The sequence below is a fragment of the Mesoflavibacter sp. CH_XMU1422-2 genome (assembly GCF_037029245.1).
Lineage (GTDB): Bacteria > Bacteroidota > Bacteroidia > Flavobacteriales > Flavobacteriaceae > Mesoflavibacter > Mesoflavibacter zeaxanthinifaciens.
Genome location: NZ_JAYMEE010000034.1, coordinates 260,633 through 286,599, shown reverse-complemented (window position 1 = coordinate 286,599; position 25,967 = coordinate 260,633). Strand labels below are relative to the sequence as shown.

The 25,967-nt window shown below is 33.5% G+C and carries 19 protein-coding genes; 18 read left to right on the top strand and 1 reads right to left on the bottom strand.

What is annotated here, in order from left to right; genetic code table 11:
- Positions 1–37: 37 nt before the first annotated feature.
- The 6 genes from WA340_RS05380 to WA340_RS05355 all read left to right on the top strand — a co-directional run bounded on the left by WA340_RS05380 (position 38) and on the right by WA340_RS05355 (position 4,187).
- A complete protein-coding gene (locus WA340_RS05380; protein ID WP_304141102.1) occupies positions 38–1,252 on the top strand; it encodes an aminotransferase class V-fold PLP-dependent enzyme in 1,215 nt (404 codons plus the stop codon).
- A 51-nt stretch (positions 1,253–1,303) separates the two neighbouring features.
- Complete coding sequence (locus WA340_RS05375) at positions 1,304–1,783, top strand: hypothetical protein (RefSeq protein ID WP_304141044.1); 480 nt, start codon at positions 1,304–1,306, stop codon at positions 1,781–1,783.
- A gap of 79 nt (positions 1,784–1,862) precedes the next feature.
- The gene (locus WA340_RS05370; protein ID WP_027879150.1) at positions 1,863–2,288 is read left to right on the top strand and encodes a SufE family protein; all 426 of its coding nucleotides are present in this window, start codon (positions 1,863–1,865) and stop codon (positions 2,286–2,288) included.
- A 35-nt stretch (positions 2,289–2,323) separates the two neighbouring features.
- A complete protein-coding gene (locus WA340_RS05365) occupies positions 2,324–2,644 on the top strand; it encodes a DUF59 domain-containing protein (protein ID WP_027879151.1) in 321 nt (106 codons plus the stop codon).
- Positions 2,645–2,655: 11 nt separating this feature from the next.
- Positions 2,656–3,159 (top strand): DUF2480 family protein, encoded by a 504-nt coding sequence (locus tag WA340_RS05360; protein WP_336127727.1) that lies wholly within the window; start codon positions 2,656–2,658, stop codon positions 3,157–3,159.
- 122 nt (positions 3,160–3,281) lie between these two features.
- Positions 3,282–4,187 (top strand): DUF3078 domain-containing protein, encoded by a 906-nt coding sequence (locus tag WA340_RS05355; RefSeq protein WP_336127726.1) that lies wholly within the window; start codon positions 3,282–3,284, stop codon positions 4,185–4,187.
- Positions 4,188–4,353: 166 nt separating this feature from the next.
- On the opposite strand, the gene hflX is transcribed toward WA340_RS05355, so the two are convergent.
- Positions 4,354–5,583: a GTPase HflX gene (gene hflX, locus WA340_RS05350; protein WP_336127724.1), complete on the bottom strand. Its 1,230-nt coding sequence runs from the start codon at positions 5,581–5,583 to the stop codon at positions 4,354–4,356.
- A gap of 79 nt (positions 5,584–5,662) precedes the next feature.
- Here hflX and WA340_RS05345 point away from each other — a divergent pair, with 79 nt between their 5' ends.
- From WA340_RS05345 to WA340_RS05290, 12 genes are all read left to right on the top strand, one after another.
- Positions 5,663–6,628, top strand: a complete 966-nt coding sequence (locus WA340_RS05345; protein ID WP_304141039.1) for an endonuclease/exonuclease/phosphatase family protein — start codon at positions 5,663–5,665, stop codon at positions 6,626–6,628.
- Between the two features lie 9 nt (positions 6,629–6,637).
- The gene (locus WA340_RS05340) at positions 6,638–9,415 is read left to right on the top strand and encodes a helix-turn-helix and ligand-binding sensor domain-containing protein (protein WP_304141038.1); all 2,778 of its coding nucleotides are present in this window, start codon (positions 6,638–6,640) and stop codon (positions 9,413–9,415) included.
- A 222-nt stretch (positions 9,416–9,637) separates the two neighbouring features.
- Positions 9,638–12,655, top strand: coding sequence for a SusC/RagA family TonB-linked outer membrane protein (locus WA340_RS05335; protein ID WP_336127722.1), 3,018 nt, complete (start codon positions 9,638–9,640; stop codon positions 12,653–12,655).
- Positions 12,656–12,669: 14 nt separating this feature from the next.
- On the top strand, positions 12,670–14,202 hold the full coding sequence (locus WA340_RS05330; protein WP_304141036.1) for a RagB/SusD family nutrient uptake outer membrane protein: 1,533 nt from the start codon (positions 12,670–12,672) through the stop codon (positions 14,200–14,202).
- 11 nt (positions 14,203–14,213) lie between these two features.
- The gene (locus WA340_RS05325) at positions 14,214–15,281 is read left to right on the top strand and encodes a LamG domain-containing protein (protein ID WP_336127718.1); all 1,068 of its coding nucleotides are present in this window, start codon (positions 14,214–14,216) and stop codon (positions 15,279–15,281) included.
- 112 nt (positions 15,282–15,393) lie between these two features.
- Positions 15,394–16,776: a glucoamylase family protein gene (locus WA340_RS05320; RefSeq protein ID WP_336127716.1), complete on the top strand. Its 1,383-nt coding sequence runs from the start codon at positions 15,394–15,396 to the stop codon at positions 16,774–16,776.
- Positions 16,777–18,129 (top strand): glucoamylase family protein, encoded by a 1,353-nt coding sequence (locus WA340_RS05315; RefSeq protein ID WP_336127714.1) that lies wholly within the window; start codon positions 16,777–16,779, stop codon positions 18,127–18,129.
- A gap of 11 nt (positions 18,130–18,140) precedes the next feature.
- Positions 18,141–18,932, top strand: a complete 792-nt coding sequence (locus WA340_RS05310) for a prolyl oligopeptidase family serine peptidase (RefSeq protein ID WP_336127712.1) — start codon at positions 18,141–18,143, stop codon at positions 18,930–18,932.
- Positions 18,925–21,261: a beta-glucosidase BglX gene (gene bglX, locus WA340_RS05305; protein ID WP_336127710.1), complete on the top strand. Its 2,337-nt coding sequence runs from the start codon at positions 18,925–18,927 to the stop codon at positions 21,259–21,261. The genes WA340_RS05310 and bglX overlap by 8 nt, the downstream gene beginning before the upstream one ends.
- Before the next feature lie 150 nt (positions 21,262–21,411).
- A complete protein-coding gene (locus tag WA340_RS05300) occupies positions 21,412–22,299 on the top strand; it encodes an alpha/beta hydrolase (protein WP_336127708.1) in 888 nt (295 codons plus the stop codon).
- A 101-nt stretch (positions 22,300–22,400) separates the two neighbouring features.
- Complete coding sequence (locus WA340_RS05295; protein ID WP_336127706.1) at positions 22,401–24,110, top strand: sulfatase family protein; 1,710 nt, start codon at positions 22,401–22,403, stop codon at positions 24,108–24,110.
- Between the two features lies 1 nt (position 24,111).
- Positions 24,112–25,965: a family 43 glycosylhydrolase gene (locus WA340_RS05290; RefSeq protein WP_336127704.1), complete on the top strand. Its 1,854-nt coding sequence runs from the start codon at positions 24,112–24,114 to the stop codon at positions 25,963–25,965.
- Positions 25,966–25,967: the final 2 nt, after the last annotated feature.

Genomic DNA, 25,967 nt, shown 5'->3' with positions numbered 1-25,967 from the left:
AAGGATGTCGCTACTATCGGGGCTAAACAAAACAGCTATGATTAATGTTGAAGACATACGAAAAGATTTCCCTATACTTAATAGACAAGTAAATGGTAAACCTTTAGTGTATTTTGATAATGCTGCAACGTCGCAAACACCACAACAAGTTATAGATGTAATAGTAGATTATTATTCTAATTATAACGCTAATATACATCGCGGTGTACACACACTAAGTCAAGAAGCCACAGATAAGTACGAAGCTGCACGTAAGACTATTCAAAATCATTTTAATGCTAAACATACTTATGAAGTTATTTTAACTTCAGGAACAACACACAGCATTAACTTAGTTGCTAATGGCTTTGCTTCACTTTTAAATGAAAAAGATGAACTTATAGTCTCTGCATTAGAACATCATAGCAACATTGTTCCTTGGCAAATGCTTTGCGAAAAAACAGGAGCTACACTTAAAGTGATACCTATGACTAATGAAGGTGAATTAGATATGCAAGCCTACACTAATCTACTTTCTAAAAGCACAAAATTAGTCTTCGTTAATCATATATCTAACGCATTAGGCACCATTAATCCAATTGAAACAATTATTGAAAAAGCGCATCAAGTTGGTGCTGCTGTTTTAATAGATGGTGCGCAAGCTTGTCCACACATAAAACCAGATGTACAAGCATTAGATGTAGATTTTTATGTAACCTCAGCTCACAAAATGTGTGGACCAACAGGCGTTGGTGTGCTTTATGGTAAAGAAGAATGGTTAAAAAAACTTCCGCCTTATCAAGGTGGTGGAGAAATGATTGACCAAGTTACTTTTGAAAAAACTACTTACGCGGGTTTACCTCATAAATTTGAAGCAGGAACACCAAATATTTGTGGCGGCATTGCTTTTGGAGCCGCAATAGATTATATGAATGCTATTGGCTTTGATAACATTTCTAATTACGAGCATGAGCTTTTAGAATACGGCACACAAAAACTTTTAGAAATTGAAGGTTTAAAAATCTACGGAACTTCAAAAAACAAAACATCGGTAATATCTTTCAATTTAGAAGGTATACATCCTTATGATGTTGGTACATTATTAGATAAAATGGGTATTGCTGTTCGTACAGGTCATCATTGTACACAACCTATAATGGATTTTTACAACATACCTGGTACAGTAAGAGCTTCATTTGCATTTTACAATAACAAAGAAGAAATAGATGCTTTGGTATCTGGAGTTAAAAAAGCAAAAATGATGTTAAGCTAAACTTTGGCGTCTTTTTTGTATTATTATAGTAAATAATAAATTTCAATAAAGATGAAAACCTATATCCTTTTATTTTTAACCTTGTTTTTAAACGCTTGTAACGCCTCTAAAACTATACAATCTGACTTAACTAAAAGTACCACAGAAATATCAACAAACGCTAAAACAACGCAATCAGACATTACGTCATTTGAATATTCTGCAGTTACTAGAGGCGGATATTTAATGGTAAAAGCTAATAAAGATAAAATTACATATCAGTTATCTCGTACGTCTAAAGAAGAAATAAAAGATTGCACAACTAAGAATTGGGAAACTTTAACCAACTTAGCTAGTAATTTTGACATTACAAAAATTTATGAATTTGAAGCTCCAAGCAAAGCACATCAATATGATGGAGCTGCAATTGCTAACTTAAAAATTTTTGTTGGAGAAAAAACATACGGCTCTCAATCTTTTGATGCGGGTAATCCTCCAAAAGAAATTGCAGAACTAGTTAACTATCTTTTAAACTTAGTGCCAAAAAATTAAGAACGGTTTAACGACAAGTCAATGCTTACAATAAAAGAATATTCATTAATTTTGTAACTGAAAAAGACAGAAACGACTTATGCCTAGTATAAAAGAAATACAAGAAGACATCATAGACGAATTTTCAATGTTTGAAGATTGGGAAGAGCGTTACCAATATATGATAGATCTTGGTAAAACCTTACCATTAATTGACGAGCAATACAAAACCGACGATCATATAATTAAAGGTTGTCAAAGCAAAGTTTGGGTACATGCTCAAATGGATGAAGATAAAGTTGCCTTTACTGCAGATAGCGACGCTATAATAACCAAAGGGATTATTGCTATTTTAATTCGTGTGTTCTCAAACCAACACCCAAAAGATATTATCGAAGCAGATACCGATTTTATTGATAAAATTGGATTAAAAGAACACCTATCTCCTACAAGAGCAAACGGATTAGTTAGCATGATTAAGCAATTAAAAATGTATGCAATTGCTTATCAAACACAATTAAAATAATTTCGCTTTCGCGGAATAACAAAAGAAAAAGAAAAATGAGCACAATAGATACAGCCGAATTAGGAGAAAAAATAGTAAAGGTCTTAAAAACTATTTACGATCCAGAAATACCAGTAGATATTTACGAATTAGGATTAATTTACGACGTATTAGTAAACGAAGATTACGAAGTAAAAATCCTTATGACCTTAACTACACCAAACTGTCCAGTTGCAGAAACTTTACCTCTTGAAGTAGAAGAAAAAGTAAAATCTCTTAACGATATTAAAGACGCTGAAGTAGAAATTACTTTTGATCCACCATGGTCACAAGACTTAATGAGTGAAGAAGCAAAACTAGAATTAGGAATGCTATAAAAGCAATCAAAATGGCAGACGAAATTATAAACCGTGTAGCCAATAGCAAGCTGCAAGTAATAGATCTAGAAGATTATTATCCATCTGGTAAACGTGTAGTTTTTGACATTAAAGATTGGCTTTATGAAGGGTTAGTCCTTAGAGAAAAAGATTTTAGAGAACAAGTTAAAGCATATGACTGGTCTCAATATAAAAACCAGTACGTCGCAATAACTTGTAGCACCGATGCTATAATACCCGATTGGGCATTTATGTTGTTGGTCGTTAATTTAGAACCTTTTGTCGAAAAGTGCCATATTGGAACTTTAGAGGAATTAGAAACTTCAATCTATCAAGATAAAATCGATCAATTAGACACCTCAATTTACCAAGATAAACCAGTAATCGTTAAAGGCTGTAGCAACAAGCCAGTCCCTATAAACGCTTACACTATGCTTACTTCTAAACTAAAAAAACACGCCAAATCAATAATGTATGGAGAAGCATGTTCTTCTGTACCATTATTTAAGCGTTAATAACTTTGTTAATTATTTAAATTATTGAATAACAGACTATTAAGTTGTTTTGGTAAATTCACATAAATCAAAAGTAAAACTTACCTTTGCATCCGCTTTATTAAAAACTAAAATAATTAGAAATGAAAAAAGTATTACTTATTGGAGCTATATTTTTAGGAATCGTTTCCGTAAATGCTCAAACTAAAGAAGAATTAAAAGCTGAAAAAGCTGAAAAACAAGCACAAGCTGATAAGTTTCAAGCAGAAGCAGATGCTATACAGGCTCAAATAGATGCTTTACCAGGTTGGAGAGTTGGCGCTTTTGGTACCATTGGAGGAAGCATCTCTGAATTTAACAATTGGTATGCTCAAGCAGCACCTAACAACAGTTCTGGTAATATTGGTTTTACTGTAAATGGTTACGCAAATTTAATTGAAGAGAAATTTTTCTGGCGTAATAACTTAAATGTGAATTTAGGTTGGGTAAAATTAGATGATAAAGACGATCCTACAGATAGCGATAAATTTAGAGAAAACACAGACGTTTTTAATATCACATCTCTTTACGGTAGAAAAATAAGCGACAAATGGGCAATTTCTGGATTAGGAGAATACAGAACAACACTTTTAAACAATTTTAACAACCCTGGTTATTTAGACCTTGGTGTTGGTGCAACTTGGACACCTATAGAAAATTTAGTAGTTGTAATACATCCATTAAACTATAACTTCGTTTTTGCTGATGAAGGTACTGTTTTTGAATCTTCTTTAGGAGCTAAGTTTGTAGCAGACTATACTAGACAAATTGGTAAAGTAAACTTTAAATCTAACTTTTCTGGTTTTGCTAGCTATAAAAGTGGTGACTACTCTAACTGGACATGGATTAACAGTTTTGGGTATACATTATGGAAAAACATCGGAGTTGGTTTTGACTTTGGTTTAAGAAGTAACAAACAAGAAGCTGCTGCTTACCAAGGTGTAAGTTTAGAGAACGCTGATAACGAATTACAATCTTACTGGTTATTTGGTTTAAACTACAAACTATAATAAACAATTAATATTTTAGATATAAAAAAAGTGCTTCCTAAAAAGGAAGCACTTTTTTTATGCGTTAGGGATTGAGCTATTGTTGGAGCACATCTTTGATTGCGACTAGCGAAAGCCCGACGCACTTTTGTCATTAAAAACAAAAGTGGGTAACGCCCAAATTATTTTATTCTTCTTCGCCTAAATTTTCGTAATCGTAATCTGGATACAAGAAGTGATTATAAGGAAAACGTGTAACGTGTATTTCTCTCACTTCATTATACACACGCTTTTTAAATTCTTCTAAATTCCTTTTATTTAATGCTGAAATAAATAACGCATTATCTTCTCCTACTCTATTCATCCAAGTCTTTTTCCACTCGGCTAAACTATAATGATCTGTAGTACGTTCGGCTGTTAAATCTGTCTCATCAAACGGTTCTGCCTTGTAAGCATCTATCTTATTAAATACCATAATTGTAGGCTTATCTGCGCTATCTATTTCACCTAAAATTTTATTTACAGAAGCAATATGTTCTTCAAAATTTGGATGCGAAATATCTACAACATGAAGTAATAAATCTGCTTCACGCACTTCATCTAACGTACTTTTAAAACTTTCTACCAATTGTGTTGGCAGCTTGCGTATAAAACCAACAGTATCGGTTAATAAAAATGGTAAATTCTGAATTACAACTTTTCTAACTGTAGTATCTAAAGTTGCAAATAGTTTGTTTTCTGCAAAGACTTCAGATTTACTAATGGTGTTCATCAAAGTAGATTTACCGACGTTTGTATAACCAACTAAAGCTACACGCACCATTTTACCACGGTTACCACGTTGCACAGCCATTTGCTTATCAATAGTCTTTATTTTTGCCTTTAACAATGCTATTTTATCACGTACAATACGTCTATCGGTTTCAATCTCGGTTTCACCAGGTCCACGCATTCCAATACCTCCTTTTTGACGCTCAAGGTGTGTCCACATACCTTTAAGTCTAGGCAAAAGGTATTCGCACTGTGCTAATTCTACCTGCGTACGTGCATAACTGGTTTGAGCACGTTGTGCAAAAATATCTAAGATTAAGTTGGTACGGTCTAATACTTTTACACCTAAAATCTTACTAATATTGCGTTCTTGTGCTGCGCTTAACTCGTCATCAAAAATAGCTGTACCAATTTCATTATCATCAATAAACTGCTTTACCTCTTCCATTTTACCTGTACCAATAAATGTTTTTGGATTAGGCATCTCCATTTTTTGGGTAAAACGTTTTTTTACTTCTCCGCCTGCAGTATAGGTTAAAAACTCTAGTTCATCTAAGTATTCTTTAGATTGTGCTTCGTCTTGTTCTCTTGTTACTACACCAATTAATACGGCGCTTTCTAATTCTATGTCTTTTTTCTCTAGCATATAAATATTTATATTGCAAATTTACATAATTGTAGCCACAATAAATTTGCTATTTTTAGACTTTTAAAATTCTATCCTTTTGAAGTTTAATATATTTAAATCTAAAACTAATAAACAAACTGTTGCTTTTTATAATATCGAAAATCTTTTTGATATTTATGATGATGAATTTACTCGTGATGATGATTTTATCCCTACTTCCAAAAAGCGCTGGACAGTTAAACGTTATAAAAATAAGCTACGTAAAATTGGTTATGCTATTTCTAACATTGGTAGAAAAGAAACCAACAGTCATCCAGCAATTATTGGTTTAGCAGAAGTAGAAAATGATGCAGTATTAAAGGATTTAATTGCTTCAAAACACCTTAAAGAGTATCCATATCAATTTGTACATTATGATAGTCAAGATGAGCGTGGTATAGACGTAGCATTTATTTACGATAGTAAAAAGTTTGAGGTTTTACATTCTGAAATTTTCACCTTTACTTTAACCGATGAAGATGGATTACCCGACTACACAAGAGATATCTTATTAGTATCTGGTTTATTTTTTGGTGAAAAAATACATTTTATAGTCAACCATTGGCCATCAAGAAGAACTGGTGATGTTGCTACAGAATTTAAACGTATTAAAGCATCAGAACAAGTACAAGCTATTATTTTAAGACTACAAGAAGATTATGATAATCCTAAAATTGTAGTAATGGGAGATTTTAATGATGATCCTTTTAGTAATAGTATAAAACAGTTGGTAGATAATATAGGTTTGTTTAACCCGATGGACACTCTACTATCTATTGATAGAGGTACAACAAGTCATAATTTTGAGTGGAATTTATTTGATCAGATTATAATTACACACAATTTTTTTGAAAGAAAACCCAAAACATTACGCTACGTAAAAGCAGATATTTATGATGCAGATTTTTTAAAACAATATGACGGTAAGTATAAAGGTAGTCCTTATCGAACTTATGTTGGTAAAAATTATAAAGGCGGTTACAGCGACCATTTTCCTGTGTATCTGATTTTAAATAAAAAATAAGTTTTTAAAATGAAATTAAAAACACTTTTAGTCTTTATTTGTATTCTGGCAAGTCCTTTTGCTAACGCTCAATTTACACCATATTTTGAAAATTATTCACTTTCAAAATATAATGCAAGTAACCAAAATTGGGGAATATCTAAAGGAGATGACGGTAAAATTTATGTTGCTAACAACAACGGACTTTTAATTTACAATGGATTAAATTGGAAAATTAAATCGTTACCTAATAAAACAACTATAAGATCTGTTTTAGCGGTAAAAGACAAGATTTACACTGGTTCTTATGAAGAATTTGGATATTGGACTTACAATGACAAAGGTCAAATTATCTATCATTCATTATCACATTTACTAAATAAAACTAAATCAACAAGTGAAGAGTTTTGGCAGATATTAGATTATAACGATAAGATCGTTTTTAGATCGTTTCAAAATATTTACGTTTATGAAAATGATAAAATCACCAAAATTAATTTACCATCTACAGTTATTTCTTGCAGTATAGTTAATAACACTTTATATGTTTCAACTTTAAACAAAGGTGTGTTTATACTTAATAACCAGTTACAACTAACTCCTTTTATACAAAGTGATATTATAGCAGGAGATAGAATAATATCTATTTCTAAATATAAAAACCAATTACTACTTACAACAGATTTAAAAGGTTGTTTTATTATTAAAAATAAAAAGTTAGAACCATTAAACTTACCCATAAACGAAACTTTAAAAAAATATCAACTTAATCGTTTTGGACAGCTTGATAACGGATATTTAGTTTTTGGAACTATCAAAAATGGACTTTATATAACCAATCATAATGGTGAAGTTGTTTATAATATAAACAAAGAAAATGGACTTGCTAACAATACTGTTTTAAGCATTTTAATTGAAAAAAATGAAAACATTTGGCTGTGTTTAGATAATGGCCTTTCTAAAATTAACTTAAAAAACAATATCTCTTATTACAATGATGTAACGGGTAAATTAGGAGCTGTTTATGATGTTATAAATTTTAATAACACCATCTATATAGGAAGTAATACTGGTCTTTATTATCTAGACCAAAACCATAATCTTAAATTTATTGAAGGTACACAAGGACAAGTTTGGGATTTAAAAATAATTGATGATCAACTATTTTGTGGTCACAATAACGGCACATATTTAGTTACAAAAGACAAAATTGAACTCATCTCTAACTTCACTGGTGGTTGGACTTTAAAAAAAATACCAGATACAGACATATATACCCAAGGTACCTATGGAGGTTTAGTTAAATTTAAAAAAGAAAATAATAAATGGCAAGTTAACCATTTAGGCAAAACGACTAATCCTACACGGTTTTTAGAATTTGAAAACAAACAACAAGCATGGGCTGCAAACGCTTATAAAGGATTAAGTAAAGTTGTTTTTAATACTAATCATGATTCAATAACAAAAGTTGTAGACTATAATCATAAAGGTTTAGAAACAGATTATAACGTAAGAGTTTATAAACTTAAAAACACCATTTGTTTCAAGACAAATAATGGTTGGAAAAAATACGAGCCCTTATTAGATAGCATAGTACCATATCCTTTTTTAAATGAAAAGATAGGCAAAAACTCAGATGTAATTTCAGAAGCGTCAACAAACAGTATATTTTTTAAAAACAATAACGGAATTATTAAACTAGATGAAGATAATTCTGTAAGAGAAATTTTAACAAGAAACTACTATGACAACCGTATTATCTTAGGTTATGAAAACGTATCAAAATTAAACGACTCCACATACACATTAAATCTTAACGATGGTTTTTTAATGTTTAATCCTAATCATAACTTTTCTGCTCAATCACCAAAAACTCCAGCTATAGAGCAAATAAAAGTTAATGATACTTATGTGAGTTTAGATAATAAAGTTATAGACATACCCAACAATGGTAATATCAATATTACTATATCATCACCTGGTTCAACTAGCCATAGTTTTGAATATAGCCTTACTACAGATCCAAATAAATGGGAAAAAGTAGATAATGAAAACCTGGTACTATCTAATCTAAAAAATGGTGATTTTGGAGTGCTTTTTAGAACCACTAATAAATCTGGACAAACATCTGATGTAAAATCATTAAAATTACACGTACTTCCTCCTTGGTATAAATCTAGTCTTGGATTTATACTATACTTTATTGCAGCATTAATCCTTACGGCTATTTTTTATTTTTTACACAAGCGTAAAATGTATAAAGAACAAAGAAGACTTGAAATTGAATTAAAAAAAGAACAACAGCACTTATTAAGAGAAAAAAACATAGAAAACGAACGCAAATTAGTAGAAATTAAAAATGAAGCTTTAGAAAGCGAAATTCAATTAAAGAGCAAACAACTTGCAAATACTGCAATTGCACTAGTTAAAAAGAACGAAGCTTTACTAGAAATAAAAAAAGATCTTCAAATTAACGAAGGGCAGTTTAACAATAAATTAATTAACAGAAGAATCCAGAAAAAAATAGATCAAACCATTGGCAACAAAGATCAATGGGAAATATTTGAATATAATTTTAACCAAGTACACAAAAAGTTTTTCAATCAGTTAAAAGAAAAACATCCAAAATTATCACCTAAAGATTTAAAGCTTTCTGCCTACATCAAAATGAATCTAACCACAAAAGAAATTGCACCTCTTATGAACATCTCTACACGAGGTGTAGAAACGCATAGATATCGTCTTAAAAGAAAACTAAAACTAGATAAAGAAGACTCTCTTACCGAATATTTACACAGTTTTAATTAGTACTTTTTTTAACAAAATAAGTCATTTTTAACATACGTCAAAACTACGTCACTATAACGTTTTAGTTGCGTATTTGCTAATTTTTTAATAGTTTAACAGTACGTCATACCTGTGTTTTTAACATTTTTACAATCATGACGTAATCAAAATGTATTTCCAAATAAAAGATTTAGTTAAATAGCTGTTAATTTTACTTCACTAACATTTAAAAACTAAAAGTAAATGAGAACAAAGATTAGCGTTTTATTCTTCTTCCTTCTTGGCATTACTTTATATGCACAAGACAGAACTATTACAGGTACTGTAACCAGTATGGAAGACGGATTGCCTATACCTAGTGCTAATGTCCTAATTAAAGGCACTAGTACAGGAACAAGTACAGACTTTGACGGTAATTATACAATTAGCGCCAAACAAGGTGATGTAATAGAATTTAGTTACATAGGCTTTAAAACAGTAGAAATAACTGTTGCAAACCAAAACACTTTAAACATAGCTTTAGAAACTCAAGTTTCAGACCTAGAAGAAGTTGTTATTATAGGTTATGGTTCACAAAAAAAATCAGATTTAACCGGAGCAATAACAACTGTAGACTCAGAGGTTATTGAAAAAACACCTAACAGTAACGTAATGCAATCTTTACAAGGTAAAGTACCTGGTGTGCAAATTACAAGTGCAGGATCACCAGGAGATTCTCCTAATGTAAGAATTCGTGGTATTAACACTTTAAACGGTAGTCAAAATCCGCTTTACGTAGTTGATGGAAACTGGTATGATAACATTGACTTTTTAGATAATAGCCAAATAGAATCTGTTTCTGTTTTAAAAGACGTGTCTTCTACAGCAATCTTTGGCCAAAGAGGTAGTAATGGTGTTATAATTATTAAAACTAAAGGCGGTAAAAAAGGGAGCAAACCTGTTATTACCTATAATGGATATACAGGTATTCAACATGCACAAAACGTACTAAAAATGGCTAACGCAGAACAGTTTGTAACTATGGTTTATGAGTCTGAATCTGCTGCAGATATTCAATATGTAGAAAATGCTATACAACGTTTTGGTAGAAGTCGTGTTAATCCTAACATCCCTAATGTAAACACAGATTGGTATAGAGAAGTTTTAAGAGATGCACCAATTACAAACCATAGTTTAGGTATTACAGGTGGAGGAGAGCACTCTAACTACGGTATAAACACAAGTTATTTTGCACAAGAAGGTATTTTAGACATGAAAAACGAATATGAACGTTTTAATATTCAAGGTAATATAGACATAGACGTATCAGATCGTTTTAAAGTAGGAGTTAATAGTGCGTTTAGTAATGCTACTAAATATAATCCAGAAAACGGAGCATGGTTTCAAGCTTATTTTGCAGTACCTATTTTACCAAAATATGATTATGCAAACACAGCTGCAGACCCAATACCTTTTTCAGACGCTACTTTACTTGGTTATAGAGGATCGCAAAACCCATTTCCAGCTATGACGTTTAATGATAATCAATTAAGAATAAGAAAGCTACTTACAAGTATCTATGCAGAGTATTACCTTATTCCTGATAAATTATCGTTTAAAACAACCTATTACAATGATTATTCAACAATATTAGAAAGAAATGTAAGATTACCTTACTTTATATCTGGTCAATCTCAAAGACAAGTTTCTAGTATAAGAAGAGCTAACCTAACAGTATCTAACCAAATGTGGGATAATCTTTTAACTTACTCAGACACATTTGGTAAGCATTCTGTAAAAGCAATAGCTGGTACATCATTTAGAGATTTACATTCTAACAGTTTCTCTGCTACTGGAGAAGATATTAGCGCTGTAGATTTTGAAAGTTCTTGGTATTTAAACTTTGCTGACCCAGATTCTTTTAACGGTAGAGTTTTTGAAAGTGCTAGCAGATTTTATTACATGTCTTATTTAGGTAGATTAGAATACGGTTTTGATGACAAGTATTTATTTAACGCAACCGTAAGACGTGAAGGAGACTCAAGATTCCCAAGAGAAATTTGGAAAACTACACCTCAATTTGGATTAGGTTGGGTAATTTCAAAAGAAAAATTCTTAAACGAAAGTAATTATATAGACTTCTTAAAATTAAGAGCTACATGGGGACAATTATCTAACGGTTCTTTATCAGGAAGCTCTGGTACAAACACAATAAACACAATCGTTACAGCAATAGACGATACACAAACTAATGGTATAATTGGTAGTACTACTTTTCAAAATCTTAAAAGAGAGATTATGGAAGAAACTAATATAGGTATTAGTGCTAGATTATTTAATAGTAGATTAAGTCTTGAAGCTGATTATTACATAAGAGATATTAAAGATTTAGTAGCATCAAGAGAAGTACCGATTACTGGTAACTTTGTTAGAGATAATATTGGAGAAATGAGAAACAAAGGGTTTGAATTTGCTGCTAATTGGAATCAAACTATCAATGATAACTGGAAATTCTCAATCGGTGGTAACATCGCAACTTTAGAGAACGAAGTAACTAAACTAGATAACGGTCGTGGTTACATAGATACCGGTAGTGCAGAATTTAGACAAAGAATTGAGGTAGGAGAACCTGTAAATTACTTCTTCGGATTAGAAGTTGCTGGAGTATACCAAAACGACACAGAAGTTGCTAATGATCCTGTTGCTGTAGATAATGGATTAGTACCAGGAGACTTTAAATATGTAGACCAAAATAACGATGGTGTTATAGACGATAATGATAGGGTAAACATAGGCTCTTATCTACCTACATTCAATTATGGTGCAAATCTAAAAGTATCTTACAAAAACTTTGATTTATCAATAGACATGCAAGGTCAATCTGGTAACCAAATACTAAATCGAAAAAGAGGTGAAGTAATTTTTACAAACGATACCAATATGGATGCAGATTTTGCTATCAATAGATGGCACGGAGAAGGTACAACAAACTCATACCCTTCTGCAGCAGGAAGAAGAAGAGCTTGGAACCAAAAATTAAGTTCATTTTTCATAGAAGATGGTGCTTACTTCCGTATCCAAAACATTCAATTAGCTTATACTATAAAAGCAGGAACATTACTAGGCGATAATATGCCAGAAACAAGAGTTTACTTTACTGCAGACAGACCATTTACTTTCTTTAATTACAATGGGTTTAATCCTGAAGTAGCAAATGGTGTAGACAGACAAACATATCCTGTACCTGCAGTGTACACCGTTGGAGTTAACGTAAAAATTTAAAAAAGAAAAGCTTTATGAAAAATTTAAAACAAAACTTTAAACAACTAACTTTATTGTTAGCAGTTGGGTTTACTTTCTTCAATTGTAATGACAAATTAGAAGAAATTGAAGGTCAAGTAGCCACAGACGACTTAGATTATACTATATCTAGCGATATGATTTTACCATTAATTGGTGCATACTCTACAACTTATACTAGAGGTTGGGAAGACCCATTATTAGTTGGTGTTAGAGGTGATGATGTTAATGCTGGCGGACTAGGTGACCAACCTTTATTTGCAGAAACAGATTTATACAATTATGATAATGGATTCTGGATGTATAACCAAGTTTGGAAAAACTTCTATGGAGATATTGTAGATGTATTAAATGCAGGTGAAATCATTCAAAGATATGGAGAATTTGCAACAGGCTCATACGTAGAATTAGCAAATCAATATGTTGCAGAAACTAAAGTACTTAGTGGTTTCCAGCACCTACAAATGTCTCGTCTTTGGGGTAATATTTATATTATTCAAAACCCTGCAGATCCTCAAATAGATATTGATAACGGAATTGATTCTAAAATGGAAGTTATGCAGTACGTATCAGATTTAATGGATGAAGCTATTCCTTACCTACCAGATGCAAGACCTAACGAACGTGAAGATGTTCCTGGTGGTGTAACAAAATATACTGCATTAGCAGTAAAAGCTTTAGCTAATTTAGAAATGGAAGATTACCAAGGAGTTGCAGAAGCTACAGAAGAAATTATTAGCTCAAATAAATTCTCTTTATTCCCAGATTATTACGAATTATTTAAAAAACCAGGAAAACTTTGTAACGAAAACTTATTTGAATTACAATTCTCAGATTACAATACCGATTCTGGAGATGTTAACAATCACCTTTTTGCGCCTTTTGGTCCTTCTAGCTGGACACCAGTCGTAGAAACTGCATCTGGAGGTTGGGGATTTTATGAGCCAAGTTTAAAATTTATCAAATTTATGCTTGATAGAGGTGATCAAACTAGATTAGTAACTAGTGTATGCTTCACACCAAGAGGTATCGACGAAATTATGGAAGACCCAGCATACGCAACGCTTCCTAATTATGTATCTAACACAACTCCTTCTGGAGACATTTTTAACGACTACCCAAGAGCAATGTTTGCTAGTGGTAAACACTACCTTCCTTCTACTCAATTAACACCTGGAAGAAATAGTTATGGATCAAGTAAAAACCTTATTGCTATTAGATATGCTGAAATCCTATTAATGTATGCTGAAGCTTTAACTCAAGGTGCTACAGGTACAGTAATGACAGCAGACGAAGCTGTTAACGAAGTACGTAATAGAGTTGGAATGACTCCATTATCAGGAGTTACCAACGACGACGTTATGGACGAAAAATTTGCTGAATTAGCAATGGAATGGGGCGTACGTTACTTTGACATGATAAGATTAAACAGATATGACGAATTAAGCTACGAAGGAAGAACTTTTACTGCTGACGACGAGTATTTACCATATCCACAAGCACAAGTAGACTTATTACCTCTTGAATAAAACACTAAATTATGAAAAAACTAAGCACATATATATTAGCCTTTTTAACCTTAGCGCTTACCGCTTCATGTTACGAAGGTATAGATCCAATAACACAAGTAGATCCAGGTCCTGACACAGAAATACCAACAGCAGAAATTATATCTCCTAACGGAAATGTAATTATCCCTTTTACAGATAATGAAGCAAACCTAAGCATAGAGATTGCTGCTCAAGATGACATTGAAATTAGTAATGTTACAATTATGATTGATGGTAGCATGTTTAAATCAATCAGTAGCTTTTTAGATTACAGAATATTTAACGAAATATTTGTGTTTGAAAATATGCAATTAGGACCTCACACTATAGAGCTAATCGTTACAGATACTGTAGGTAACAGTGCTACAGATAGTATTACTTTTATTTTAGACAATACGTATACTCCTATTCTAAATAGCGAAACATTTTATATGCCATTTTTTGAAGGTCTATACACAGAACTAATAAGTGAAACCGATCCAACTATAATAGGTAGTCCTGAAATTATTTCTGAAGGATACTCAGGTCAAGCTTACAAAGGAACTACAGATGCTTACTTAACATTCCCAACACAAGGCCTATTTGAAGACGATAATGGTTTTACTAATCAATTTAGTACGACATTTTGGTACAAAGTATCTGGAGAACCAACACGTTCTGGGATACTTGTTGTTGGTGATGACGCTACAGACCGAAATCAAGGTTTTAGAATATTCAGAGAAGGAAATGCCACAGAACAACGCATTAAAGCAAATATTGGTGTTGGCACTGGGGATAGTTGGAACGATGGCGGAGTTATAGATGTAGCTGCAGGAGCATGGGTACATGTTGCCGTTACTGTTTCAGAAACAGAAAGTAAAATGTATTTTAATGGAGAATTAGTTAATTCAAATACACTTTCTAGCCCAATTGACTGGACTAACTGTGATAATTTAACTATTGGTGCAGGTGGACCTACATTTAGCTATTGGAATCACTTGTCTGATTCTAGCCCAATGGATGAATTACGCTTATACAATGTAGCACTTACTCAGGAACAAATACAAGACATGTTATAACCGTAGATTAATTAATAGCAAACATTAACATTTTAGATTAGTCTATTTTTTCACTCTTTAGCTGTATTTACAATCGCGTAAATGCAGCTAAAGTTTATCTTAATTTTTTCTAATGAGATTAAACCATCAAAATAACATTTTTGTTTTGACAGCTATACTATTATCAATTTTTAGCTGTAAAAACAATACCAAAAACAAAGAAAACTCTGAGTTAGCTTTAGCTAATAATACTAAAGTTGAATTAACCGAAAATCAACTATTAGACACTATTCAATATCAGACGTTCAATTACTTTTGGGATGGTGCCGAACCTAATTCTGGTATGGCAAGAGAGCGTCTTCATATGGATGACGTCTATCCTACTTCACCAAAAAACACAGTAACAACCGGAGGAACTGGCTTTGGTCTTATGGCTATTTTAGTTGGTGTAGAACGCGGTTGGATTACTAGAGAACAAGCCTTCAATAGATATACTAAAATCGTTAACTTTCTTGAAAACGCAGACCGTTTTCATGGTGCTTGGTCACATTGGATAGATGGAGAAACCGGCAAAGTTTACCCATTTGGAAAAAAAGATAATGGTGGCGATTTGGTAGAAACAGCTTTTCTAATTCAAGGGTTACTTACAGTTTCAGAATATTTTAAAGACGGAAACAAACAAGAGCAAGAATTAGTAGCCAAAATAGACCAATTGTGGCGAGAAGTAGAATGGAATTGGTACACCAAAGGAGGCAAAGACGTATTGTATTGGCATTGGTCACCAGAATACGGTTGGGATATGAATTTTCCTGTCGGTGGTTATAACGAATGCTTAATTATGTATGTACTAGCTGCTGCCTCACCAACACATCCAATATCAAAAGAAGTTTACGAAAAAGGTTGGGCAAGAAACGGTGCTATTGTTTCTAAAGATTCATATTATGATGAAGAATTAGTTTTAGACTATTTTGAACATAGCGACGCACCAATAGGTCCGCTATTTTGGGCACATTACTCTTACTTAGGCTTAAACCCTAAAGGCTTAACAGATCAATTTGGTGATTATTGGAAATTAACCCAAAATCACGCAAAAATTCATTATAAATACGCTATAGATAATCCAAAAAACTATAAAGGATACGGTAAAGATATTTGGGGATTTACCTCAAGCTATTCAGTAAAGGGTTACGCTGGTCATAGACCAGGAGACGATCTTGGTGTTGTATCACCTACAGCAGCACTATCTTCTTTTCCTTACACACCAAAAGAGAGCATGCAAATGCTAAAAAATCTTTATAAAAATCACGATAGTTTGATTGGAAAATATGGTCCTTATGATGCTTTTAGTTTTGAGCATAATTGGTATTTACCAAGATATTTAGCAATCGATCAAGGTCCAATTCCGGTAATGATAGAAAATCACAGAACAGGTTTATTCTGGAAATTATTTATGAAAAATAGCGATGTACAAACAGGATTAAAAAAGTTAGGTTTTAAACACGAAAACAAGAATTAGATGAAAAATTTCAGTTTACTAGTTTTAATAACATTTTTTCTAAATTGTGGTAACAATGATGGTCCTGGCTATCAAGAACCTTACAACGCAAATGATGACGATCCTGTGGTAGTAGATCCCTTAACGGATGAAGAAATTCTGGATTTAACCCAGCAAGAAACCTTCAAGTATTTTTGGGATTATGCTGGTACTAATTCTGGTGCAGCTAAAGAACGTTACCATCCTAACAATCCGTCAGACAGTCAAAATGTAATTACAACTGGAGGAAGCGGTTTTGGCCTTATGGCTATTATAGTAGGCATAGAACGTGGTTATATTTCTCAAACTGAAGGCGTACAGCGTTTAACACAAATACTAAACTTCTTCGAAAATGCAGATCGTTTTCACGGAGCTTGGTCACATTGGATAGATGATGCTTCTGGCGCTACAATACCATTTAGCACACTGGATAATGGAGGAGATATTGTTGAAACAGCATTTTTTGTTCAAGGCTTAATTTGTGTGAAAGAATATTTTAAAAACGGAACTACCGAAGAACAAGCTTTAGCCAATCAAGCTGATATACTTTGGAAAGGTGTCGAGTGGGATTGGTATACTAATAACCAAAATAAATTATTATGGCATTGGAGTCCATCAGATGAGTTCGCCATAAACTTAGAATTAAAAGGCTATAACGAAACATTAATAGCATTTATCCTTGGTGCAGCATCGCCTGATTATCCAATTTCAGCAGATGTTTACCATCAAGGTTGGGCAAGTAATGGTAATATAGTATCATCATCAAGTCAATATAGTATTCCATTAATTTTAGATCATGCAGGTTCGGGTACTGGTCCTTTATTTTGGGCACATTATTCGTATTTAGGACTTAATCCAACCGACTTAAACGATCAATATGCTAATTATTGGGATTTAAATGTTAATCACACCAATATTAATTATCAGCATTGTGTTAGTAATCCAAATAATTTTGCCGATTATGGTCCAGATTGTTGGGGATTAACAGCAAGTTACACACGTAATTCTGATGGTTCTGTAGGGTATTCTGCTCACGAACCAGAAAATGATAATGGTACGATTTCGCCAACTGCAGCAATAAGCTCTATTCCATATACACCAGAAAAATCCTTAGCAGCAATGCATTATTTCTATGAAAATGAATTAATGGGACCTGCTGGTTTTTATGATGCATTTAGCCCGCAATATAATTGGGTGACTGAGCGCTATTTGGCAATAGACCAAGGTCCGCAAATCATCATGATAGAAAATTACCGTACAGGTTTACTGTGGAATTTATTTATGCAAAACGAAGATGTACAAAACGGATTAGACACACTAGGATTCACCTATTAAACTCACTAAGAATGAAACACATTAAAACACAAATTACTTTTTGTCTGCTACTAATTACATCACTAGCATTTGCACAAAAAGATCTTTATAAAGAAAAGATTCATATTAAAGGCAAAGACACGCTTAAGTACCGTATTATGTACCCTGAAAATTTTTCTAAAGACAAAAAATATCCTGTCGTATTATTTCTTCATGGTGCTGGCGAACGTGGTAGCGACAACCAAAAACAGTTAACCCATGGTAGTAAATTGTTTTTAGATAAAATGAATAGAGGCGCATTTCCTTCAATAGTCATTTTTCCTCAATGTCCTAAAGAAGATTATTGGGCAAATGCAAATGTAGACAGAAGTTCTTACCCGCTAAATATAACTTTTCCTGAAAACGAAGCACCAACTACAGCCTTAAGTTTGGTAATGAACTTAATGGATGACATGGTAAAAAAACCTTATGTACAAACTGATAAAGTTTATGTTGGCGGATTATCTATGGGAGGAATGGGAACTTTTGAAATCCTTTACCGCAAACCAGATATGTTCGCTGCTGCATTTGCTATTTGTGGTGGCGGTAATCCAGATACTGTAACGTCTTTTGCTAAAAAAGTACCAATGTGGGTTTTTCATGGTGCAAAAGATGATGTGGTAACACCTCAACATTCTGTAACAATGGTTAACGCTATTTTAAATGCTGGTGGCACACCAAATTTTACACTTTATGCAGATGACAATCACAATAGTTGGGATTCTACATTTGCAGAACCAGAATTATTAACATGGCTATTTTCTAATACAAAAACTAATGAATAAAATAATTAACATAAAAAATACCTTAGTCGCAATTATTGCTGTTTCACTAATTAGCTGTAATACAAGCAATGTTTCAACTTCTAAAAAAACTTCAGAAAACCCATTTAAAACTCAAGTAGATTCTATTTTAAATCTAATGACTTTAGATGAAAAAATAGGTCAGTTAAATCTTCCTGCAACTGGTCCAATTACAACAGGTTCTTCAAAAAGCACGGACGTTGTTAAGAAAATTGAAGACGGTTTAATTGGAGGACTTTTCAATATAAAAGATCACAAAAACATATACGAAGTTCAAAAAATAGCAGTAGAAAAAAGCCGACTTGGTATTCCGCTTATTTTCGGAATGGATGTAATTCACGGTTTTAAAACCACATTCCCAATTCCTTTAGGTTTATCTGCCTCTTGGGATATGGACATGATTGAAAAAACAGCACAAATTGCAGCTAATGAAGCAAGTGCAAACGGTATTAACTGGACCTTTTCGCCAATGGTAGACATTTCTCGCGATCCACGTTGGGGACGCGTTTCCGAAGGAAATGGTGAAGATCCGTTTTTAGGTAGCGCTATTGCTCGCGCTATGGTTCGTGGTTATCAGCAAGATGATATGGCTGCAAATAATACCTTAATGTCTTGTGTAAAACACTTTGCATTATATGGTGCGCCAGAAGCAGGTAGAGATTACAATACAGTAGATATGAGTCGTATTCGAATGTATAACGAATATTTAGCGCCTTACAAAGCTGCTGTAGACGAAGGTGTTGGCTCTGTAATGGCATCGTTTAACGAGATTGATGGTGTGCCTGCAACTGGAAACAAATGGTTATTAACCGATTTACTTCGTGATGATTGGGGATTTGATGGTTTTGTAGTGTCTGATTATACTGGTATTTACGAAATGCGTGCACACGGAATGGGTGACGAATACGATGTAACTTCGCTAGCATTAAAAGCTGGATTAGATATGGATATGGCTGGTGATTCGCCAAATATTAAAGCCTCTTTTACCCATGCTTTAAAAGGTGCTTTAGACCAAGGTAGAATTTCTATGGAAGATATTGATACTGCTGTTGCACGTGTGTTAACCGCAAAATACCAATTAGGTTTATTTGACGATCCGTACAAATATTGCAGCGAAGAACGTGCTAAAAACGAAACTTACACACAAGAAAATAGAGATTATGCACGTCTTGTTGGTGCAGAATCTTCAGTATTATTAAAAAATGATAATCAGCTTTTACCATTAAAAAAATCTGGTACTATTGCTGTTATTGGTCCTTTAGCTAAAGCTAATAATAATATGGCTGGTACTTGGTCTGTATCTACAGATCATCAAAGTTCTATTTCAGTTTGGGACGGTTTACAACAAACCGTTGGTAACAATGTTAATTTATTATATGCTAAAGGAAGTAACTTAGATTATGATTTAGACCTAGAAAAACGCGCTACAATGTTTGGTAAAGATATACCAAGAGATGGAAGAACCGATCAGCAAATGCTTGATGAGGCTTTAGCAATCGCTAAAAAATCTGATGTTATTGTAGCTACAATTGGTGAGTCTGCTGAGTTTAGTGGCGAAAGTAGTAGTCGTACAAATTTAGGTATTCCGCAAGTTCAAAAAGATTTATTACAAGCCTTATTAAAAACAGGAAAACCGGTTGTTTTAGTACTGTTTACAGGTAGACCTTTAACGTTAGTTGAAGAGAGTGAAACCGTTCCGGCAATCCTTAATGTTTGGTTTCCTGGTAGCGAAGCTGGTTTATCTATTTCAGATGTGCTGTTTGGTGATGTTAACCCTTCAGGAAAATTAACGGCAACATTCCCAAGAAATGTTGGTCAAGTTCCGTTATTCTATAATCACAAAAATACAGGTCGTCCATTAGGAAACGACGAAGGTCGTTTTGAAAAATTCAAAACCAATTATTTAGATGTTCGTAACGAACCTTTATATCCGTTTGGTTACGGATTAAGCTACACTACTTTTGAGTATGGTGATCTTAAACTAGATAAAACATCAATGTCTCAAAACGATACAATTAATGTTTCTGTAGATATTACAAATACTGGTGATTACGACGGAAAAGAAGTAGCACAATTATACATAAGAGACTTAGTTGGTAGTGTAACAAGACCAGTAAAAGAGCTTAAAGGCTTCCAAAAAGTATTTATTAAAAAGGGCGAAACTGTAACAGTTACTTTTAAAATTTCGGTTGAAGACTTAAAATTCTACAACTCTAATTTAGATTTTGTTGCAGAACCTGGTGAATTTCAAGTAGCTATCGGAACAAACTCTGATGTTGCATTAAAAAATTCATTCAAACTTTTAGATTAATAGCAAACTATTATACCACACACAAAATATAAGACGTTTTCCCTAGTTTTAATGGCGTGTGTGGTTTTTTTTAATGATAGCACTTTCTGAAATAAATCGAAGTGTTTTAAGAGGTTTCGACTGCGCTCAACCTGACAAACATGAATTTTTATGAAAAACATACTAACATCATTAATCTTACTAATAGGCTTTTCCCTTTTGGCACAAAACAAAGTGACTTACACCTACTCGATCAAAGGAAAAGACACATTAAAACTAGACGTTTACACACCAGAAAACATCAAAAAAACAGACACGTTACCTGTATTGCTTTGGATGCATGGTGGCGGATTTTCAGGTGGTCATAGAGAATACATAGATGATGAAAATTTAGTTAAATATGCAGCGAAAGAGCAGAATTACATTGGTATTTCCATTTCGTACCGTTTGCTAAGAAAAGGTACAAAAACAGGTTTTGGTTGCGATTGTAGTAAGGACGAAAAGCTTGAGACCTTTAAACAAGCTGCTATCGATTATATGGATGCAGCAAAATATGTGGTTGAACACGCTAACGAGCTTCAAATTGATACTACAAAAATCATTGCTGGTGGTAGTAGCGCTGGTGCTGAAGGTATCCTAAATGCAGTGTTTATGCGCGAGTATTTTATAGATAATGCCGAAGCGTATAGCGATGTTAAATTCGCGGGCGCTTTTTCGTGCGCTGGTGCTATTGTAGATGCAAGTTATATGACGCCAGAAAATGCTGTGCCAACGGTGTTGTATCACGGTACAAAAGACCAACTAGTGCCTTACGGAAATGCGCCACACCATTATTGCGCACCAACAAAAGATGGTTATATAATGCTAGATGGTTCTAAAATTATTGCTGATAAATTAGAGGAATTTGAAACGTCTTTCTATTTCAATATTGTAAAGGAAGCACGTCACGAAATTTCCAGAATTCCTTATGAAGAATTAGATAAGGTCTTCAACTTTTTTGAGCGTACAGTAATTAACGATGAAATCATTCAAACTAAAATTATAAAAACTAAAGAGTAATGGATTCTTTGAAAACATATAAAATCGTCAGTTCGAGTATTTCGACCCAAAAGTCGAAATGTATCGAGAACAAGAGTATTAGTAACTCTCTATTTATATTTTTGTTTTTAGCTTTTTTATTTGTGGTTTTAGGTTGCAAAGAAAACAAGTCAGAAGCTGTCAATACTGAAGTAACTGAAAACTCAAAACGACCAAACATCATTTACATTATGGCAGACGACCACGCAGCGCAAGCCATTAGCGCGTATGGTCATCCTATTGGTCAACTTGCACCAACACCAAACATTGATAGATTGGCAAAAAACGGTGCGATTTTCAAAAATAATTTTTGTACCAACTCTATTTGCGGACCAAGTCGTGCTGTAGTGTTAACAGGAAAACATAGTCACGTTAATGGATTTAGAATGAATGGCGACCGCTTTGATGGTTCGCAACAAACGCTTCCAAAATTACTAAAAGAAGCAGGTTATAACACTGCAATAGTCGGTAAATGGCATTTACACGGTTATCCTGAAGGTTTTGACCACTGGAATATTTTAAACGATCAAGGTAACTATTACAATCCACAGTTTATTAAGATTCAAGATACGGTTCACATCAACAAAAAACACATTGATACCACTGCGCATTGGACAACCAAATTACCAGATACCACTGTGGTTAAGGGCTATGCAACCGACTTAATAACAGATTACGCAATTGATTACATAGATGAAAAGAAAAACAGCGACCAACCTTTCTTTTTAATGATACATCACAAAGCGCCACATCGTAATTGGATGCCAGCTTTACGTCACGTTAATAAGTACGATTCGGTGCAATTTCCGTTACCTGATACGTATTTTACAAAGCACGAAAATTCAACAGCATCAAAAGAGCAATTGCAAACCATTTATCGTGATATGTACGAAGGTCATGACCTTAAAATGACCAAAGAAAAAGGCAATCCAGAATTGGCTTGGAATCCTTGGAAAACTGATTTTGAACGTATGACACCAGAGCAACGTACTGCTTGGGATAAAGCCTATCAACCAAAAAATGATGCCTTTCATGATGCTAATTTATCTGGAAAGGCGTTAGCAGAATGGAAAGGACAACGTTATTTACAAGAATATTTATCAACGATAGCTTCGGTAGATGAAGGTATTGGGAAGATATTAGATTATTTAGATGCTAATGGTTTAACCGAAAACACCATTGTTGTGTACACGTCTGACCAAGGTTTTTATTTAGGCGAAAAAGGATGGTTTGATAAGCGTTTTATGTATGAAGAATCCTTAAAAATGCCATTATTAATTCAATATCCTGAAAAAATTAAACCAGGAACTGTTGTTGAAGGCTTAACCCAAAATCTAGATTTTGCTGAAACATTTTTAGATTTTGCAGATGTTGATATACCTAATGATATGCAAGGAAAATCCTTTACAGGTTTATTAGATGGCACTGAAAATAATGAAGATTTTAGAGATGCGGTTTACTACCATTATTACGATTATCCAGCATTCCATATGGTAAAAAAGATGTATGGTATACGTACCAATCGTTATAAGTTAATTCACGTGTATGACGATATTGATGAATGGGAATTATATGATTTACAAACCGACCCAAAAGAGTTAACTAATCTTATCGATGACGAAAATTATGACGAGATTGAAACCAAACTAAGAACACGTTTAGCCGAATTACAGCAACAATATAAAGTTACCGAAAAAGAATTTGAAAAAGCGCCAAAGCAGCGTGTAGATAATGCTTACAAGCAATTTGACAGATTAAGAGGTAACACAGGATCAAAATATCATCATCATTAAAATGAAATTAAGACACACTATACAACTCGCATTCGTAATTACAGCAATGGTATCTTGTAAACAAAAACAAGAAAATACTATTGTTTCAGAGGATGATAAAGCTGAAGCAACAACAATAGATACCACACAAACTTACATCAATCCGTTAGACATTGATTACACTTATATGGTTTACAATTCTGCCAGAAACAAATCCTATCGTTCTGGTGCAGATCCAGCTGTAATTGAGTTTAAAGGCGAATATTATATGTTTGTGACACGATCATTTGGGTATTGGCATTCCAAAGATTTAGTCAACTGGAAATTCATAAAACCACAACAATGGTTTTTTGAAGGTAGCAATGCACCAACAGCTTTCAACTACAAAGATTCGTTAGTTTATTTTGCTGGTGATCCAGCAGGTTACGGAAGTATTTTATATACCGACGACCCTAAAAAAGGGTTATGGACACCAACTGCTTCCATTTCAAATAACATTCAAGATTCTGAGTTGTTTATAGATGATGACGGCAAATCGTATTTATATTGGGGAAGTTCTAACGTGCATCCTATTCGTGTAAAAATGCTGAATAAAGATGACCGCTTTTTAGAAACTGGCGTTAGAAAAGAGCTAATAAATTTAGATGAAGAAAAACACGGTTGGGAACGTTTTGGCGAAAACAACTTTCATCCAACTTTAAAAGAAGGTTATATGGAAGGTGCGTCAATGACTAAACACAACGGAAAATATTACTTACAATACGCTGCACCAGGTACACAATTTAATGTTTACGCAGATGGTGTTTATATTGGAGATTCACCACTTGGACCTTTCACCTATATGAAAAATAATCCGATGAGTTTTAAACCTGGTGGATTTACCAATGGTGCAGGACACGGTATTACAGTAAAGCAAACCAACGGTCAATACTGGCATTTTGCGACGATGGCGTTGGCATCTAACGCGCAATGGGAACGTCGTTTATGTATGTTTCCTACCTATTTTGATGAAGACGGTTTAATGTACAGTAACACATCGTACGGCGATTATCCACGTTATGGCGCTAATCATCCAACAAAAGCCGGTCAACATAACGGTTGGATGTTATTATCGTATAAAGGCAATGTAACAGTTTCATCTTCGCTTCAACAAATAATGAAATTTACGTCTAATGATGACGAAGTTGAAGTCAAAGAAATCCCTACAGAAACCAATGCTAAAGGACAAATAACTTCAAAAGTTTTAACCGACGAAAACCCAAAAACCTTTTGGGTTGCTGAAGCTAATGACGATAAACAATGGATGACTATTGAATTGTTAAATGAAGGAACTGTACACGCTATTCAGTTAAATTACCACGATCACGAATCTGGAATTTACACACGTGTTGAAGGTTTAAAACATCAATTTACTATTGAAACTTCTGAAGATGGAAAAAACTGGAAAACCGTTGTAGATAGAAGTAAATCTGAGATTGACGCACCAAACGCCTATCTTGTTTTAGACAAACCTGTAAAAGCAAAATACGTTAGATATAATAACATTAGAGTACCAGGAAACAACTTTGCCATGTCCGAAGTTAGAGTTTTTGGTTTAGGTTTAGGTGAAGCACCAAACAAGGTGTCAAATTTCAAAATTAATCGCGAAAAAGACCGTAGAGATATTTCATTCTCTTGGGATAAAGTTGAAGGCGCTCAAGGCTATAACATACGTTGGGGAATTGCACCAAACAAATTGTACCAATCTTGGCAAGTTTACGATGCTAATTCTCATTTTATGCGCTGCTTAGATAGAGATACACCGTATTATTTTACCATAGAAGCATATAATGAAAACGGAATTTCGGAACAAATTGAAACTATTTATGTAGAATAAAG